This window comes from Halomonas sp. H10-9-1, assembly GCF_040147005.1.
In the GTDB taxonomy this organism is placed as follows: domain Bacteria; phylum Pseudomonadota; class Gammaproteobacteria; order Pseudomonadales; family Halomonadaceae; genus Halomonas.
Window position 1 is genome coordinate 1546684 of sequence record NZ_JAMSHO010000001.1, and the last position, 13421, is coordinate 1560104.

At 68.8% G+C, this 13421-nt stretch carries 15 protein-coding genes; all 15 read left to right on the forward strand.

Annotated elements, in window-relative coordinates:
* Window positions 1–15: 15 nt before the first annotated feature.
* The 15 genes from rpmF to NFH66_RS07135 all read left to right on the forward strand — a co-directional run bounded on the left by rpmF (window position 16) and on the right by NFH66_RS07135 (window position 13371).
* Window positions 16–186, forward strand: a complete 171-nt coding sequence (gene rpmF / locus NFH66_RS07065) for a 50S ribosomal protein L32 (RefSeq protein ID WP_349609417.1) — start codon at window positions 16–18, stop codon at window positions 184–186.
* 44 nt (window positions 187–230) lie between these two features.
* Window positions 231–1292 (forward strand): phosphate acyltransferase PlsX, encoded by a 1062-nt coding sequence (gene plsX, locus NFH66_RS07070; protein ID WP_349609419.1) that lies wholly within the window; start codon window positions 231–233, stop codon window positions 1290–1292.
* 31 nt (window positions 1293–1323) lie between these two features.
* Entirely contained in the window at window positions 1324–2283 is a 960-nt protein-coding gene (gene fabD, locus NFH66_RS07075; protein ID WP_349609421.1) for an ACP S-malonyltransferase, read from the forward strand.
* A 31-nt stretch (window positions 2284–2314) separates the two neighbouring features.
* Window positions 2315–3058, forward strand: a complete 744-nt coding sequence (gene fabG / locus NFH66_RS07080; RefSeq protein WP_349609422.1) for a 3-oxoacyl-ACP reductase FabG — start codon at window positions 2315–2317, stop codon at window positions 3056–3058.
* 133 nt (window positions 3059–3191) lie between these two features.
* On the forward strand, window positions 3192–3425 hold the full coding sequence (gene acpP / locus NFH66_RS07085) for an acyl carrier protein (RefSeq protein WP_008956801.1): 234 nt from the start codon (window positions 3192–3194) through the stop codon (window positions 3423–3425).
* A gap of 211 nt (window positions 3426–3636) precedes the next feature.
* Window positions 3637–4875, forward strand: coding sequence for a beta-ketoacyl-ACP synthase II (gene fabF / locus NFH66_RS07090; RefSeq protein ID WP_349609423.1), 1239 nt, complete (start codon window positions 3637–3639; stop codon window positions 4873–4875).
* A gap of 16 nt (window positions 4876–4891) precedes the next feature.
* A complete protein-coding gene (pabC, locus tag NFH66_RS07095) occupies window positions 4892–5695 on the forward strand; it encodes an aminodeoxychorismate lyase (protein WP_349609425.1) in 804 nt (267 codons plus the stop codon).
* 25 nt (window positions 5696–5720) lie between these two features.
* Window positions 5721–6725 (forward strand): endolytic transglycosylase MltG, encoded by a 1005-nt coding sequence (gene mltG, locus NFH66_RS07100; protein ID WP_349609426.1) that lies wholly within the window; start codon window positions 5721–5723, stop codon window positions 6723–6725.
* A gap of 11 nt (window positions 6726–6736) precedes the next feature.
* A complete protein-coding gene (tmk, locus tag NFH66_RS07105) occupies window positions 6737–7537 on the forward strand; it encodes a dTMP kinase (RefSeq protein WP_349609427.1) in 801 nt (266 codons plus the stop codon).
* The gene (locus NFH66_RS07110; RefSeq protein ID WP_349609429.1) at window positions 7525–8535 is read left to right on the forward strand and encodes a DNA polymerase III subunit delta'; all 1011 of its coding nucleotides are present in this window, start codon (window positions 7525–7527) and stop codon (window positions 8533–8535) included. The genes tmk and NFH66_RS07110 overlap by 13 nt, the downstream gene beginning before the upstream one ends.
* A gap of 31 nt (window positions 8536–8566) precedes the next feature.
* The gene (locus NFH66_RS07115; protein ID WP_349609430.1) at window positions 8567–8902 is read left to right on the forward strand and encodes a PilZ domain-containing protein; all 336 of its coding nucleotides are present in this window, start codon (window positions 8567–8569) and stop codon (window positions 8900–8902) included.
* A 39-nt stretch (window positions 8903–8941) separates the two neighbouring features.
* The gene (locus tag NFH66_RS07120) at window positions 8942–9790 is read left to right on the forward strand and encodes a TatD family hydrolase (RefSeq protein WP_349609432.1); all 849 of its coding nucleotides are present in this window, start codon (window positions 8942–8944) and stop codon (window positions 9788–9790) included.
* Between the two features lie 10 nt (window positions 9791–9800).
* Window positions 9801–10361: a DUF1285 domain-containing protein gene (locus tag NFH66_RS07125; RefSeq protein ID WP_349609433.1), complete on the forward strand. Its 561-nt coding sequence runs from the start codon at window positions 9801–9803 to the stop codon at window positions 10359–10361.
* Window positions 10352–12547: an ATP-dependent helicase gene (locus NFH66_RS07130; protein ID WP_349609434.1), complete on the forward strand. Its 2196-nt coding sequence runs from the start codon at window positions 10352–10354 to the stop codon at window positions 12545–12547. The genes NFH66_RS07125 and NFH66_RS07130 overlap by 10 nt, the downstream gene beginning before the upstream one ends.
* The gene (locus NFH66_RS07135; RefSeq protein WP_349609436.1) at window positions 12544–13371 is read left to right on the forward strand and encodes a sulfurtransferase; all 828 of its coding nucleotides are present in this window, start codon (window positions 12544–12546) and stop codon (window positions 13369–13371) included. Before NFH66_RS07130 ends, NFH66_RS07135 begins: the two co-directional genes overlap by 4 nt.
* The last annotated feature ends 50 nt before the right edge of the window (window positions 13372–13421 follow it).

Below are 13421 nucleotides of genomic sequence, written 5' to 3' on the forward strand. Positions count from 1 at the left end.
CTGGAGTGACATCCCATGGCAGTTCAAAAGAACCGCAAGACCCGTTCCAAGCGCGGCATGCGTCGCAGCCACGACGCCCTGAGCGCCCCGGCCCTGTCCCAGGACAAGGAGAGCGGTGCCACTCACCTGCGCCACCACGTCTCTCCGGACGGCTTCTATCGTGGTCGCAAGGTCGTCGACGCATAAGTCGACGACGCGACCCGTGGTGACCCCCGGCCCCTGATCCCCTCATGCGAATCGCCATCGATGCGATGGGGGGAGACCTCGGGCCCCGCGCCACGGTGCGTGGTGCCGCGGGGGCGGCCCTCCAGGATACTCGTCTTGCGCTCAGGCTGTTCGGCCCCCGGGCACGGCTGGAGCGTGAGATCGCCAGCCTGCCGCGGCGTCTCGCCGCGGCAAGCTCGCGTATGGAGGTCGTGGATGCCAGCGGCGAGATCGTCCCGGGGCTGCGGCCCTCCGAGGCGCTGCGTCACGGCAGCGACAGCAGCATGGCACGCATGCTCGGCTGCGTGGCCGCTGGGGAGGCATCTGCCGGTGTCAGCGGGGGAAATACCGGGGCCTTGATGGCCCTGGGGCGGCGTGCCCTGGGCACCGTGGCCGGCATTCCCCGTCCTGCGATCAGCACCGCGATTCCCACGCGCGAGCAGGGGCGCTGTTATCTGCTCGATCTGGGTGCCAACGTCGAGGCCTCCGCCGACCGCCTGGTAGACTTCGCCCGCATGGGCGAGGCGATGGCACGTCATGTGGATGGCCTCGCGCGGCCGCGGGTGGCATTGCTCAACGTCGGTGTCGAGGGCACCAAGGGCACCGCCAGCGTGCGCCAGGCCGACGCCCGGCTGCGCGAGCTGCCGGCGTTCGCCTACTGTGGCTATGTGGAAGGCGACGGCATCTTCGCCGGGGCCGCGGACGTGGTGGTGTGCGACGGTTTCGTCGGCAATGCCGTGCTCAAGGCCAGCGAGGGCCTGGCCCGGATGCTGGTCGCGCGGGTCCAGCAGACCTTCGAGGCCCACTGGGGCAGCCGTCTGGTGGGGCTGGCGGCGCGGCCGGCGCTGCGCCGGCTGCGCGCCGAACTCGACCCGGTGCGCTACAACGGGGCCAGCCTGCTGGGGCTTTCGGGTATCGTGGTGAAGAGTCACGGCGGCGCCGACGCCGAGGGTTTCCGCTATGCCGTGCTGCGCGCCGTGCAGGAGGTGGAGCACGATCTGCCGCGACGGCTGGCTCGGGAATTGGGCGGAGCTCCACGGCATTCTACTTCTCGCCCCGGTGCGGCCGATGGCGATGACAGGCAATAAAAGCCAGGCAATAAAAGCAAAGGTGACCAAGATGACTCAACCGCTCGCCCTCGTGTTTCCCGGACAGGGTTCCCAGCAGGTCGGCATGCTGCGGGAGCTGGCGGAGCGCTACAGCGTGGTGGGCACGACCTTCGAGGAGGCCTCGGAGGCGCTCGGCTATGACCTCTGGCAGGTGGTCCAGGAGGGGCCCGCCGAGGCGCTCAACGCCACGGCCTGTACCCAGCCGGCGCTGCTCGCCGCCAGCGTCGCCATCTGGCGCATCTGGCAGGAGCTCGAGGGGCCGCGTCCGGGTGCCATGGCCGGTCACAGCCTCGGCGAATACAGCGCCATGGTCTGTGCCGGGGTGATGCCCTTCGCCGAGGGGGTCAGGCTGGTCAAGCTGCGCGGTGAGGCCATGCAGGCGGCGGTGCCGGCGGGCCAGGGCGCCATGGCGGCGATCCTGGGGCTCGACGACGCGGTGGTGGAGCAGGCCTGTGCCGAGGCGGCCCAGGGCGATGTGGTCTCGGCGGTGAACTATAATGCCCCGGGACAGGTGGTGATCGCCGGCAGCAAGGCGGCCGTGGAGCGGGCCATCGCGGCCTGTCAGGAGGCGGGCGCCAAGCGAGCCATGCCGCTGCCGGTCTCGGTGCCCTCCCACTGTGCGTTGATGGAGCCGGCCGCCGAGCGCCTGGCCGCCGCACTGGGTGAGGTGACACTCAAGACGCCACGTTATACCGTGGTCCAGAACGTCGATGCCCAGGCCCATGCCGACATCGAGACCCTGCGCACGCGGCTGATCGAGCAGCTCTATCGGCCGGTACGCTGGACCTCCTGCGTCGAGGCCATGGGCCAGCGAGGCGCCGAGGTGTTCATCGAGTGCGGACCGGGCAAGGTGCTCACCGGCCTGGGCAAGCGTATCGCCCGCGGCAGCAAGGGGTTGGCGGTCAATGATCCGGACAGCCTCGACGCCGCCCTGGCGCTGGCGCGCGGTGCGGCCACCAGCAACGGTTGATCTCTTTTCACAGGATGAAGGCGTAATTCTCATGACTAGCGAAACCAGAGTCGCTCTGGTCACTGGGGCCAGCCGTGGCATCGGCCGGGCCATCGCCCACGAGTTGGGCCGCCAGGGACGCATCGTGATCGGCACCGCGACCAGTGATGCCGGCGCCGAGAAGATCGATGCCGACCTCAGGGCACGGGGCATCCAGGGGGCCGGCCGGCGCCTCGATGTCACCGACCAGGAGAGTGTCGACGGGTTGGTCAAGGCGATCAGCGAGGAGTTCGGCGCGCCGACCATCCTGGTCAACAACGCCGGCATCACCCGCGACAACCTGCTGATGCGGATGAAGGAAGGGGAGTGGGACGATGTCGTCGACACCAACCTCAAGTCGGTCTATCGCGTCAGCAAGGCGTGCCTGCGCGGCATGACCCGGGCGCGTTTCGGCCGCATCGTCAGCATCAGCTCGGTGGTGGCCAGCATGGGCAACCTGGGGCAGGCCAACTATGCTGCCGCCAAGGCGGGCATGGAGGGCTTCACTCGCGCCCTGGCCCGCGAAGTGGCCTCCCGCGCCATTACCGTCAATGCCGTGGCGCCGGGCTTCATCGCCACCGACATGACCGAGGCGCTGCCCGAGGAGCAGCACAAGGCCCTGCTCACGCAGATTCCGCTGGCGCGCCTCGGCCAGCCCGAGGAGATCGCCGCGGCGGTGGGCTTCCTCACTGGCGAGACAGCCAGCTATATCACCGGCGAGATTCTGCATGTCAACGGCGGTATGAACATGCGTTGAGAGGTGCCGGGTCCGGCGGTTGCGCCGGCCCCGGGGGCTCTATACACTACCCCGCAGCTTCCGGCTTGCGGATCTGGAACCCCAAACGGCTGGTCATCTGGACGGCCAATGTGAACGACTGGAGTACGTCATAATGAGCACCATCGAAGAGCGCGTTAAGAAGGTTGTGGCCGAGCGCCTGAACGTCAAGGAAGAGGACATCCAGAACAGCTCCTCCTTCACCGAGGACCTGGGCGCCGACTCCCTGGACACCGTCGAGCTGGTCATGGCGCTCGAGGAGGAGTTCGATACCGAGATTCCCGACGAGGAAGCCGAGAAGATCACCACCGTTCAGGAAGCCATCGACTACGTCAACGCCCACCAGTAAGCCTGGTGGCGGTCGATACCGCTTGTTGATGCTCGGGCCGTCCTCGCCGGAACGGCCATTGGAAAGCCGCCTTCAGGGGCGGCTTTTTCGCACCTGGAAGGTGCGCTTGTGCCTTGTCGGGGCGGCATGTCTCGGGGAGACTCGTTATAATGCGCCGAAACAGGCGGCCCGGTCGGGCCGCAATCATACCTGGACGCCTGGAGGAACGCTGATGACACGTAGACGGGTAGTGGTGACAGGCCTGGGCCTGGTCACACCGGTGGGGAATAGCGTGGAAGAGAGCTGGCGCAACATCGTGGCCGGCAAGAGCGGCATCGCCCCCATCCAGCACTTCGATGTCAGCGGCTTCAACACGAGCTTCGGTGGTTCGGTGAAGGACTTCGATATCAGTCCCTATCTGAACCCCAAGGACGCCCGCAAGATGGACCTGTTCATCCAGTATGGCGTGGCGGCCGGGAGCCAGGCGATCCAGGATGCCGGCATCGAGTGCACGGAAGAGAATGCCGATCGCATCGGTGTGGCCATCGGCTCCGGTATCGGTGGGTTGCCGATGATCGAGCACAACCACAACGCCCTGCTCAAGAGCGGGCCGCGGCGCATCTCGCCGTTCTTCGTGCCCGGTTCGATCATCAACATGATCTCCGGCAACCTGGCGATCCAGCATGGCTTCCGCGGTCCCAATATCGCGATCACCACCGCCTGCACCACCGGCACCCATAACATCGGCTACAGTGCGCGAACCATCGCCTATGGCGATGCCGATGTGATGGTCTGCGGCGGCGCCGAGATGGCTACCACGCCGCTGGGCCTGGGCGGCTTCTCGGCGGCCCGGGCGCTGTCCACCCGTAACGATGACCCCCAGGCCGCCAGTCGACCCTGGGATCGCGACCGCGACGGCTTCGTGCTCTCCGACGGTGCCGGCGTGCTGGTGCTGGAGGAGTACGAGCATGCCAAGGCGCGCGGGGCGACCATCTACGCGGAAATCGCCGGCTTCGGCATGAGCGATGATGCCTATCACATGACCGCCCCCCCCGAGGATGGCAGTGGCGCGGCCCTGTCCATGGCCAACGCCGTGCGCGATGCCGGCCTCGAGCCGGCGGCGATCGACTATATCAACGCCCACGGCACCTCCACGCCGGCCGGGGATCTCGCCGAGAGCCGTGCCGTTCAGCGCGTGATGGGCGAGGCGGCGAGGTCGGTGGCAGTGAGCTCCACCAAGTCGATGATCGGCCACCTGCTGGGCGCCGCCGGTGCCGTCGAGGCGGTGTTCTCGATACTCGCGATCCGCGACCAGGTCGCGCCGCCCACCATCAACCTGGACAACCCCCAGGAAGGTTGCGACCTCGACTATGTGCCGCATACCGCTCGAGAGATGAAGATCGACGTGGCGCTGTCGAACTCCTTCGGCTTCGGCGGCACCAACGGCACTCTGGTATTCACACGGGTCTGAGGAGGGCGCGCCCCGCGTGAGCGAGCAGCCTGCCTGGCCCCTGGACGACCGCGGCGCCGCCTACGGTGACGGCCTCTTCGAGACCATCCTGGTCCGCGGTGGTCGCCCACTGCTGTGGGATGAACACCTGGCACGGCTGGCCCGGGGCTGCCACGTGCTGGGCATTCCCATGCCGCCCGAGCACGCGTTGGCAGCGCCCCTGGCCGAAGCGGGTCCGGGGCTTGAGGTACTCAAGCTGACGCTCACCCGGGGCAGCGGCGGGCGTGGCTATTGCCCGCCGGCGTCCCCGCGGCCACGGCTGCGCTGGCAGCTTGCCGAGTTTGTGCCCGTCGAGTCGCGCTGGCACTCGGGGGTGCGAGTGCGCCACTGTCGGCTACGCCTCGCCAGCCAGCCGCTGCTCGCCGGACTCAAGCACCTCAACCGCCTGGAGAACGTGCTGGCGCGTGCCGAGTGGAGCGACGACGGCATCGCCGAGGGGCTGCTCAGCGATGCCGACGGGCGACTGGTGGAGGCCACCGCCATGAATCTCTTCTGGCAGCGTGGCGGCCGCCTGGAGACCCCGTGTCTCGAGCGCTGCGGGGTGGCGGGAAGCCTGCGCGAGGCGTTGATCTCCCGCCTCGATATCCACGCGGTCGAGGCGGGAGACGAGGCGCTGGTGGGGGCCGAGGCGGTGTGGCTGGGCAACTCCATCCAGGGCGTCTGGCCGGTGGTGCGCCTCGATGATGCGGCGGGTGCCGAGCGGTACCGCTGGACGCTCGGAGCCGTACATCGCACCTTCCAGGCCGAGGCCCACGCGCTGCTGGGCTATCCCTGCCCCTGAACCCTATCGACTCACGAGGACTCCGATGCGGCGAGTGCTGATCTTCCTGTTTGTGCTGGCCATGGTGGTCGTGACGGCCCTGTTTGGCGGCTATCGCTACTGGCAGTCGCGCCTGGCGGCCCCCATCGCGATCAGCGAGATGACGCTCTACGAGGTGCCGCGCGGCGCCGGCTACCATCGTGTGGTGGCCGACCTGGCGGCGCAGGGCGTGATCGAGGATGTCTGGGCCTTCCGTGCGCTGGCGCGTCTCGCGCCCGAGCAGCTGCCGCGGCTACGTCCCGGGGAGTTCCGGCTGGAGCCCGGCATGAGCGGTCGCGAGCTGCTCGAGCTGCTGGGCAGTGAGCGCATGGTGACCTATCCACTCACCATCCCGGAAGGCTGGACCTTCCGCCAGATGCGTGATGCCCTGGATGCCGCACCCAAGCTTGAGCACCGCACCGAGGGGCTCGATGCCGAGGAGGTGATGGCGCTGCTCGGCCGCGCGGGAGAGCATCCGGAGGGCTGGTTCTTCCCCGATACCTACCTCTATCACAAGGGCAGCAGCGATCTGGAGATCCTCGAGCAGGCGCTCACGCGCATGCAAGAGGCCCTCGAGGCGGCGTGGGCACAGCGCGCCGACGACCTGCCGTTCGCGACACCCTACGAGGCGCTGATCATGGCCTCGCTGATCGAGCGCGAGACCGGCGCCCCCGAGGAGCGTCGCGAGATCGCCGGCGTCTTCAAGCGCCGCCTGGAGAGCGGCATGCGCCTGCAGACCGATCCCACGGTGATCTACGGCATGGGCGAGCGCTACGCGGGCAACATCACCCGCGCGGACCTGCGCGAGGCGACCCCCTACAACACCTATGTGATCGATGGTATGCCGCCCACGCCGATCGCGTTGCCCGGGCGGGCCTCCCTGGAGGCGGCGGTCGACCCGCTGCCCGGCGAGACGCTCTACTTCGTTTCCAAGGGCGACGGCACGCACCACTTCTCGCGTACGCTGCGCGAGCACAACAACGCGGTGAACCGGTATATCCGCAATCGCTGATGGGAGCCGGCATGAGCAATAGATATTCGGATGTGCCAGCGAGTGACGTCGGGGACACTCCGGAGAGGAGGTCCTACGCCAGGGAGGGCGTCGGTAGCGTACAGGGAGGTATTCACAGCACCTCCTCGAAGGAGTGTCGCCGAGCAAGTCGCGAGCGGAATATTGCTTATGATCAACGAGGCCGCTTCATTACCCTGGAAGGGGGCGAGGGGGTGGGCAAGTCCACCAACCTGGCGCGGATCGTCGAGTGGCTCGAGGCACGCGGCCTGGAGGTCGTGCAGACCCGCGAGCCGGGTGGCACGCCGCGGGCCGAGGCGATCCGCCGCCTGCTGCTCGACCCCGATGAGCCCGAGCCGCTGGATGACGACGCCGAGCTGCTGCTGGTGTTCGCCGCCCGTGCCCAGCACCTGGCCCAGGTGATTCGCCCGGCCCTGGCGCGCGGCGCCTGGGTGGTGTGCGACCGCTTCACCGATGCCACCTTCGCCTACCAGGGCACGGGGCGTGGCATCGACGGCGCGCGGATCGCCCAGCTCGAGGCGTTTGTCCAGCGGGGCCTGGCACCCGACCTGACCCTGCTCCTCGACATGCCCATGGCGGCGGCCCAGCGGCGCCTGGATCAGCGCGGCGAGCGCCGCGATCGTTTCGAACAGGAGCGCGGTGAGTTCTTCGAAGCGGTACGCCAGGGCTACCTGGCACGGGCGGCCAGTGAGCCGCAGCGCTTCGCCGTCATCGATGCCGCCCGCTCCCGGGGGGCGGTAGGCGAGCAGATCGAGAACGTGCTCGAGGCAAGGATGGCGACATGGCAGAGCTGAACGCGACGCCGATCACCACCCTGGAGCCGCTGCCCTGGCTAGGCGAGCGCTTCGCCGAGCTTGTCCGCCTGGCCGACAGCGGACGGCTGCCGCATGCGCTGCTGATCTCCGGACCGCGGGGAGTGGGCAAGCGCTCGCTGGTGGATGCCCTGGCCGCCCGGACCCTGTGTGCCGAGCCCGGCAGGCTGGCCTGCGGTCACTGCCATGGCTGTCGCATGCTGGCTTCCGGCTATCATCCCGACCTGATGAGCGTCGAGCTCGAGGAGGGCAAGCGCCAGATCCGCATTGATGCCATCCGCGAGATCAACCACTTCGTCTCCCAGACCGCCCAGCAGGGCGGCTACCGGGTGATCCTGATCGCGCCGGCCGAGGCGCTCAACGTGGCGGCGGCCAACGCGCTGCTCAAGAGCCTCGAGGAGCCCGGCGCGCGGACCCTGTTCCTGTTGCTCTCGGATATTCCCTCCCGGCTGCTGCCGACCATTCGCTCGCGCTGCCAGCACTGGAACCTGACGACGCCCGCCGCGACCGATTGCCTGCCCTGGTTGACCGAGCACCTCGGCGATGCTCAGGAGGCGCGCTTCTGGTTGAAGGTGGCTGGCGGGATGCCGCTCGAGGCGCTGCGACTGGCCGACCCCGAGGCCAGGGCCCTGCGCCAGCAGCTGGTGGAGACCTTCGAGGCGCTGGTGCGGGGGGCCGAGCCGGTGGCCGAGGCGGCCCGGCTCGACCGCCAATCCATCGATGCCATCCTGTGGTACGGTATCGCCTGGCTCGAGGATCTGATTCGCCTGGGGCTCTCCGGCGACAGCGGTGGGCTGTGCAATCCCGACCTGTTGCCGCTCTATCGCCAGGCGGTCAAGAATGCCCGGGTGCGTGACTGGTTCCGCCTGCTCGACTACGCCCGCGAGGAGCGCCGGCTGCTGGCCGCCGGTGGCAACCCCAACCCCCAGCTGGTGCTGGAGGCCTGGCTGGTACGCTGGTCTGCACTGCTGCGCTCATGATGCGGCGCATGAGAACATCAAGGAGGGCCCCATGGCCGCCCAGAAGGCGCTGTCGCTGAACATCCAGGACGTCCAGACGTTGCTGTCGGCCTATATGCCGGCGCTCGAGCGGGGCGGCATCTTCGTGCCCACCCGCGAGCGCTATGAGCTTGGCCAGCAGATCTATCTGCTGTTGACCCTGCCCGGCGAGAGCGAGCGGGTGCCGGTCACCGGCCAGGTGGTGTGGGTCTCGCCGGAGGGCGTCACCGGCCGGCGCATGCCGGGTGTGGGCATCCACTTCAGCGCCGCCGACCAGGGCGTTCGCGACCGCATCGAGAACCTGCTCGCCGGGCATCTCGACAAGGGCGTGCCCACCTATACACTCTGAGCCCCGCCCGAGCCATTCACCCTATCGGTACTTCACTGCATGTTCGTTGATTCCCACTGCCATCTCGACCGACTCGATTCCACCACCCACGGCGGAGATCTCGCTGCCACCCTGGACGCCGCCCGGGCGCGCGGGGTCAAGCAGTTCCTGGCCATTGGCGTCACCCTGGATGACGTTCCGGGGGTCGCCGCCATCGCCCGGGAGCACGCCGACGTGGTGATCTCCGCCGGTGTCCACCCGTTGCACCGGGTGGCCGAGGAGCCGACCATCGAGGCGATCAAGGAGGCCACCGAGCGGCATGGCGCGGTGGCCATCGGCGAGTGCGGGCTGGACTATCATTACCTGGAGAAGGCGCCGGACCAGGTGCCGTCGCGGGAGGTCCAGCGCGAGCGCTTCCGTCGCCAGTTGGTCGCCGCCAGCGAACTGGAGCTACCGGTGATCATCCATACCCGGGAGGCCCGTGACGAGACGCTGGCGTTGATCCGGGAACATACCAATCCCGCGGTGGGTGGCGTGCTCCACTGCTTCACCGAGGACCTGGAGATGGCTCGGGAGGCGGTGCGCCATGGCTTCTACATCTCGCTCTCCGGGATCGTGACCTTCCATAGCGCCAAGGCCCTGCGCGAGGTTGCCAGGCGGGTACCCCTGGACCGGCTGCTGATCGAGACCGATAGTCCCTACCTGGCCCCGGTACCCCATCGCGGCAAGCCCAATGAGCCGGCCTGGGTGGTGGAGGTGGCCGAATGCATCGCCGCCGAGCGTGGGATCAGCGTGGAGGAGGTCGCCATGCAGACCACCGCCAACTTCTATCGGCTGTTCCGCGCCGCCGCCCCGCAGGCCACCCAGGAAATGCGTGACCTCCTGCAGGGCGCGGGACTGGTCAAGTAGGAGGAAGACGATGGACCTGGAGCCGCTGGTGGCACGGATCGACCCCGAGGGCGAGATTCCTCCGGTGGGGGACTGGCACCCCGAACACACTGGCGAGATGGACCTGATGATCGCCGCCGACGGCCGCTGGATCCACGAGGGTGCCGTCATGTCGCGCCCGCGACTGGTGCGCCTGCTCTCCACCATCCTGCGTCGGGAAACCGACGGCCGCCACGCACTGGTCACACCGGTCGAGAAGCAGCTGATCCGCGTCGAGGACCGCCCCTTCCTGGTGGTCGATGCCGAGCGTGCCGATGAGGGTCTCTGGTGGCTGACCACCAACATGGGCGACCGCCTGCCCCTGGATGCCGACCATCCCTTCACCCTTAGCGAGACGCCGGCGGGCGAATGCGTCCCCGAGGTGGCGGTGCGCTTCGGCCTGGCCGCACGCCTCGGGCGTAATGTCTTCTACCGGCTGGTCGAAGAGGCCGTGCCGTTCACCCTGGATGACGGGCGCGCTGCCCTGGGACTCGAGAGCGGCGGCGTCTGGCATCCGCTGGGCCTGGTCGATGGCGAGACCGCGTGCGGCTGACCGATGAACAGCGCGCCGTGGTCGAGCATGGCGCCGGGCATGCGCGCGTCGCCGCGGTGGCGGGGTCCGGCAAGACCACCACCATGGTGGCGAGGGTGCTGCACCTGCTCGAACGCGGGGTGGCGCCGCAGCGTATCCTGGTGCTGATGTTCAACCGGTCTGCGCGAGCGGACTTCCAGGCGCGCCTGGCGGCCATGGCCCCCGTGGGCCGGCAGTTGCCGGATGTTCGCACCTTCCACTCCCTGGGCCACCGGCTGAGTGCCAGCCTGACGCGCTGGGGGGCACTGGCGCCTCGCCAGCTGCTCACCGCCGACTGGCAGCTCGAGCGCCTGCTGCGCCAGGCCACCCAACTCAGCCTGGGTGACCAGGATGCCGAGGCCAGGGAGTCGGCGCTGGATGCCGAGCGACTCGAGGCGCTCGCCCACTTCTGTGCCCTGGTGAAGGCCGAGATGTTGCCCGCCGCCGAGCTCCACGAGCGGCTGGATTACGGCGAGGAGACCCGCTACTTTCCGGCCGCTTTCGAGCAGGTCGAGGCGCTGCTGGAGCAGCATGGCCTGATGGGCTATGCCGACCTGCTCTATCGCCCCTTGCGCGTGCTGGAAGCGGATGGCGCCCTGCGCGGTCGCATCCAGGGCTACCTCGACCATGTGATCATCGACGAGTATCAGGACATCAACGTCGCCCAGCAGCGGCTGCTGGCGCTGCTCGCCGGCGAGCGTGCCGAGGTGATGGCGGTGGGGGATGCCAACCAGTGCATCTACGAGTGGCGTGGGGCCCATCCGGAGACCATGCTCCAGCGCTTCACCGCCACCTTCGGGGTGGCGGTCGACTACCCGCTCTCCACCACCTTCCGCCACGGACACGCCCTGGCGCTGGCGGCCAACCACGCCATCGAGGCCAATCGCCGACGCCCCGACCAGCAGTGTCTGGCGGCCCCCGGGAACCCGCTGACCCGGATCGAGTCCGGTCAGGGCAGCCGTGGCCTGCTGGATGGCCTGGCCGCGTGGCAGCGGGAGGGGAGGGCGCTTGCCGAGGCCTGTGTGTTGGTGCGCAGCTGGGCCCTCTCCGTTCCGCTGCAACTGGCGCTGCTGCGCGAGGGCATCTCCTTCCGCCTGGCGCGGGAGGATCGCTTCGTCTACCGTTTGCCGCTGGTGCAGGCGCTGGCCGGCTACCTGCGCCTGGCATGTGACCCGAGCCTGCTGCGTGATCCCGCGCACCTGACACTGCTGTTCGGCCAGCCGACACCCTTCGTGGCCCGCGAGCGCCTCGAGGCGCTGGCCCGGCACCTGGCCCAGAGTCAGCGCTGGCCGGCGCCCCAGGACCCGCTGCTGGCTCCTTTGAAGCCCCACCAGAAGCGCACCCTCAAGAGGCGCTGGGCGTTGCTCTGCGAGTTGCCACGGCTGGCGGCCCGGCCCCCGGTCGAGTTGCTCGAGTACGTGGTGGCCGAGGTCGATGCCGAAAAGGTGCTCAAGCGTGCCGCGTCGCGTCGCGACAAGGGCGAGGAGGATGTGCGCCTGCTCGATGTGCTCAAGGAGCAGGCCGGCGAGCTGGGCAACGATACCGAGGCCTTCGTCGAGCTGCTCAGCCGCCCGGTGGAGAACCGCGATGACGGCGTGCTGATCAACACCGTGCACGGTGCCAAGGGGCTGGAGTGGCCGCTGGTGGCAGTGGCAGGCGTCAATGAACAGGACTTTCCTCTCTACACCCGCGACAACCCGCTGTCGCCGCAGCGGCTCGAGGAGGAGCGCAGGCTCTTCTACGTAGCCATCACCCGGGCCCGGGAGCGGCTGCTCCTGCTGCATGATGGTGGCGATCATCGTCCCAGCCGTTTCCTTGCCGAGAGTGCCTGGCAGGAGTGTGATCACCTGGCCCGACGATTGGATGGGGAGGGCGAAGGGGCCATCGACGTATCCCGCCCTGCTCTGGTGCGTCACTACCTGGCGAGGCTGGGCCAGGACCTGCCGCTGGTCGACGGCGGCTCGGGGGTCGCAGAGCCCAGGCGTGACTATCGTGCCTTCGACGTGGGGCAGCGCCTGCGCCATGCTGTGTTCGGCGAAGGCGAGATCGACCTGGTCGAGGGGGATCCTGACAACCCGGTGATCGAGGTGCGTTTTCGCCATGCCGGCCGACGACGGTTGATCGCTCGCCGGGCGCCCATCGAACTGCTCAATGGAGAAAACGCATGAGCCAACCGCTGATCGCCGCCTGGGAACTGGAAGAGGCCCTGGAGGGCAGGCGCCCCCCACGGCTGCTGGACTGCCGGGCCCGCCTGGGGGACTCCGATGCCGGCCACGGCCTGTGGTGGAAGGCCCACCTGCCGGGCAGCCACCACCTCGACCTGGACCGTGACCTCGCGGGGCCGCCGGGAGAGGGGGGACGACATCCCCTGCCGCGACAGGAGGCGTTTACCGCGACGCTCCAGCGACTGGGGGTGGCGCCGGATATGCCGGTGGTGGTGTATGACGACATGGGCGGACAGCTGGCCGCCGCGCGGGCCTGGTGGATGCTGGCCTGCTGGGCCGGCCATCCCGATGTCCGGGTGCTGGATGGTGGCATCCAGGCCTGGCTGGGACATGGTGGGGAGCTGCGCGAGGGCGATGCCGTGGCGTCGCGTCCCACCGACTGGACACCCGACTATCGTGATACGGCTTGGGTGACGGCCGCCGCTGTCGCCTCCTCCGAGAGCGGACTGAAGCTGGATGCTCGCAGTCGCGCTCGCTTCCGTGGCGAGGTCGAGCCCATCGACCCGGTAGCGGGCCATATCCCGGGAGCGGTATGCCGCCCCAGCACCGAGAACCTGGGCGAGGACGGGCGTTTCAAGAACCCTCGGCGCCTGGCCGAGGAACTGCCCCGGGCCGAGGAGGGCGTGGCCTACTGTGGCTCCGGCGTCACCGCCTGTCACACCATCCTCGCCTATGCAGTGGCCGGCCGGCCGTTGCCGCGTCTCTATCCCGGCTCCTGGAGCGAGTGGATCCGCGACCCGGCGCGCCCGGTGGCGACCGGAGACTGAGCCCGACGTCGCCGGGCTCAAGCTTGAAGCCTTCAGCCTGAAGCTGGAAG

Coding starts and splice junctions, on each gene's coding strand:
- rpmF (WP_349609417.1), top strand. CDS start 16: ATGGCAGTTCAAAAGAACCGCAAGACCCGTTCCAAGCGCGGCATGCGT.
- plsX (WP_349609419.1), top strand. CDS start 231: ATGCGAATCGCCATCGATGCGATGGGGGGAGACCTCGGGCCCCGCGCC.
- fabD (WP_349609421.1), top strand. CDS start 1,324: ATGACTCAACCGCTCGCCCTCGTGTTTCCCGGACAGGGTTCCCAGCAG.
- fabG (WP_349609422.1), top strand. CDS start 2,315: ATGACTAGCGAAACCAGAGTCGCTCTGGTCACTGGGGCCAGCCGTGGC.
- acpP (WP_008956801.1), top strand. CDS start 3,192: ATGAGCACCATCGAAGAGCGCGTTAAGAAGGTTGTGGCCGAGCGCCTG.
- fabF (WP_349609423.1), top strand. CDS start 3,637: ATGACACGTAGACGGGTAGTGGTGACAGGCCTGGGCCTGGTCACACCG.
- mltG (WP_349609426.1), top strand. CDS start 5,721: ATGCGGCGAGTGCTGATCTTCCTGTTTGTGCTGGCCATGGTGGTCGTG.
- tmk (WP_349609427.1), top strand. CDS start 6,737: ATGAGCAATAGATATTCGGATGTGCCAGCGAGTGACGTCGGGGACACT.
- NFH66_RS07110 (WP_349609429.1), top strand. CDS start 7,525: ATGGCAGAGCTGAACGCGACGCCGATCACCACCCTGGAGCCGCTGCCC.
- NFH66_RS07115 (WP_349609430.1), top strand. CDS start 8,567: ATGGCCGCCCAGAAGGCGCTGTCGCTGAACATCCAGGACGTCCAGACG.
- NFH66_RS07120 (WP_349609432.1), top strand. CDS start 8,942: ATGTTCGTTGATTCCCACTGCCATCTCGACCGACTCGATTCCACCACC.
- NFH66_RS07125 (WP_349609433.1), top strand. CDS start 9,801: ATGGACCTGGAGCCGCTGGTGGCACGGATCGACCCCGAGGGCGAGATT.
- NFH66_RS07135 (WP_349609436.1), top strand. CDS start 12,544: ATGAGCCAACCGCTGATCGCCGCCTGGGAACTGGAAGAGGCCCTGGAG.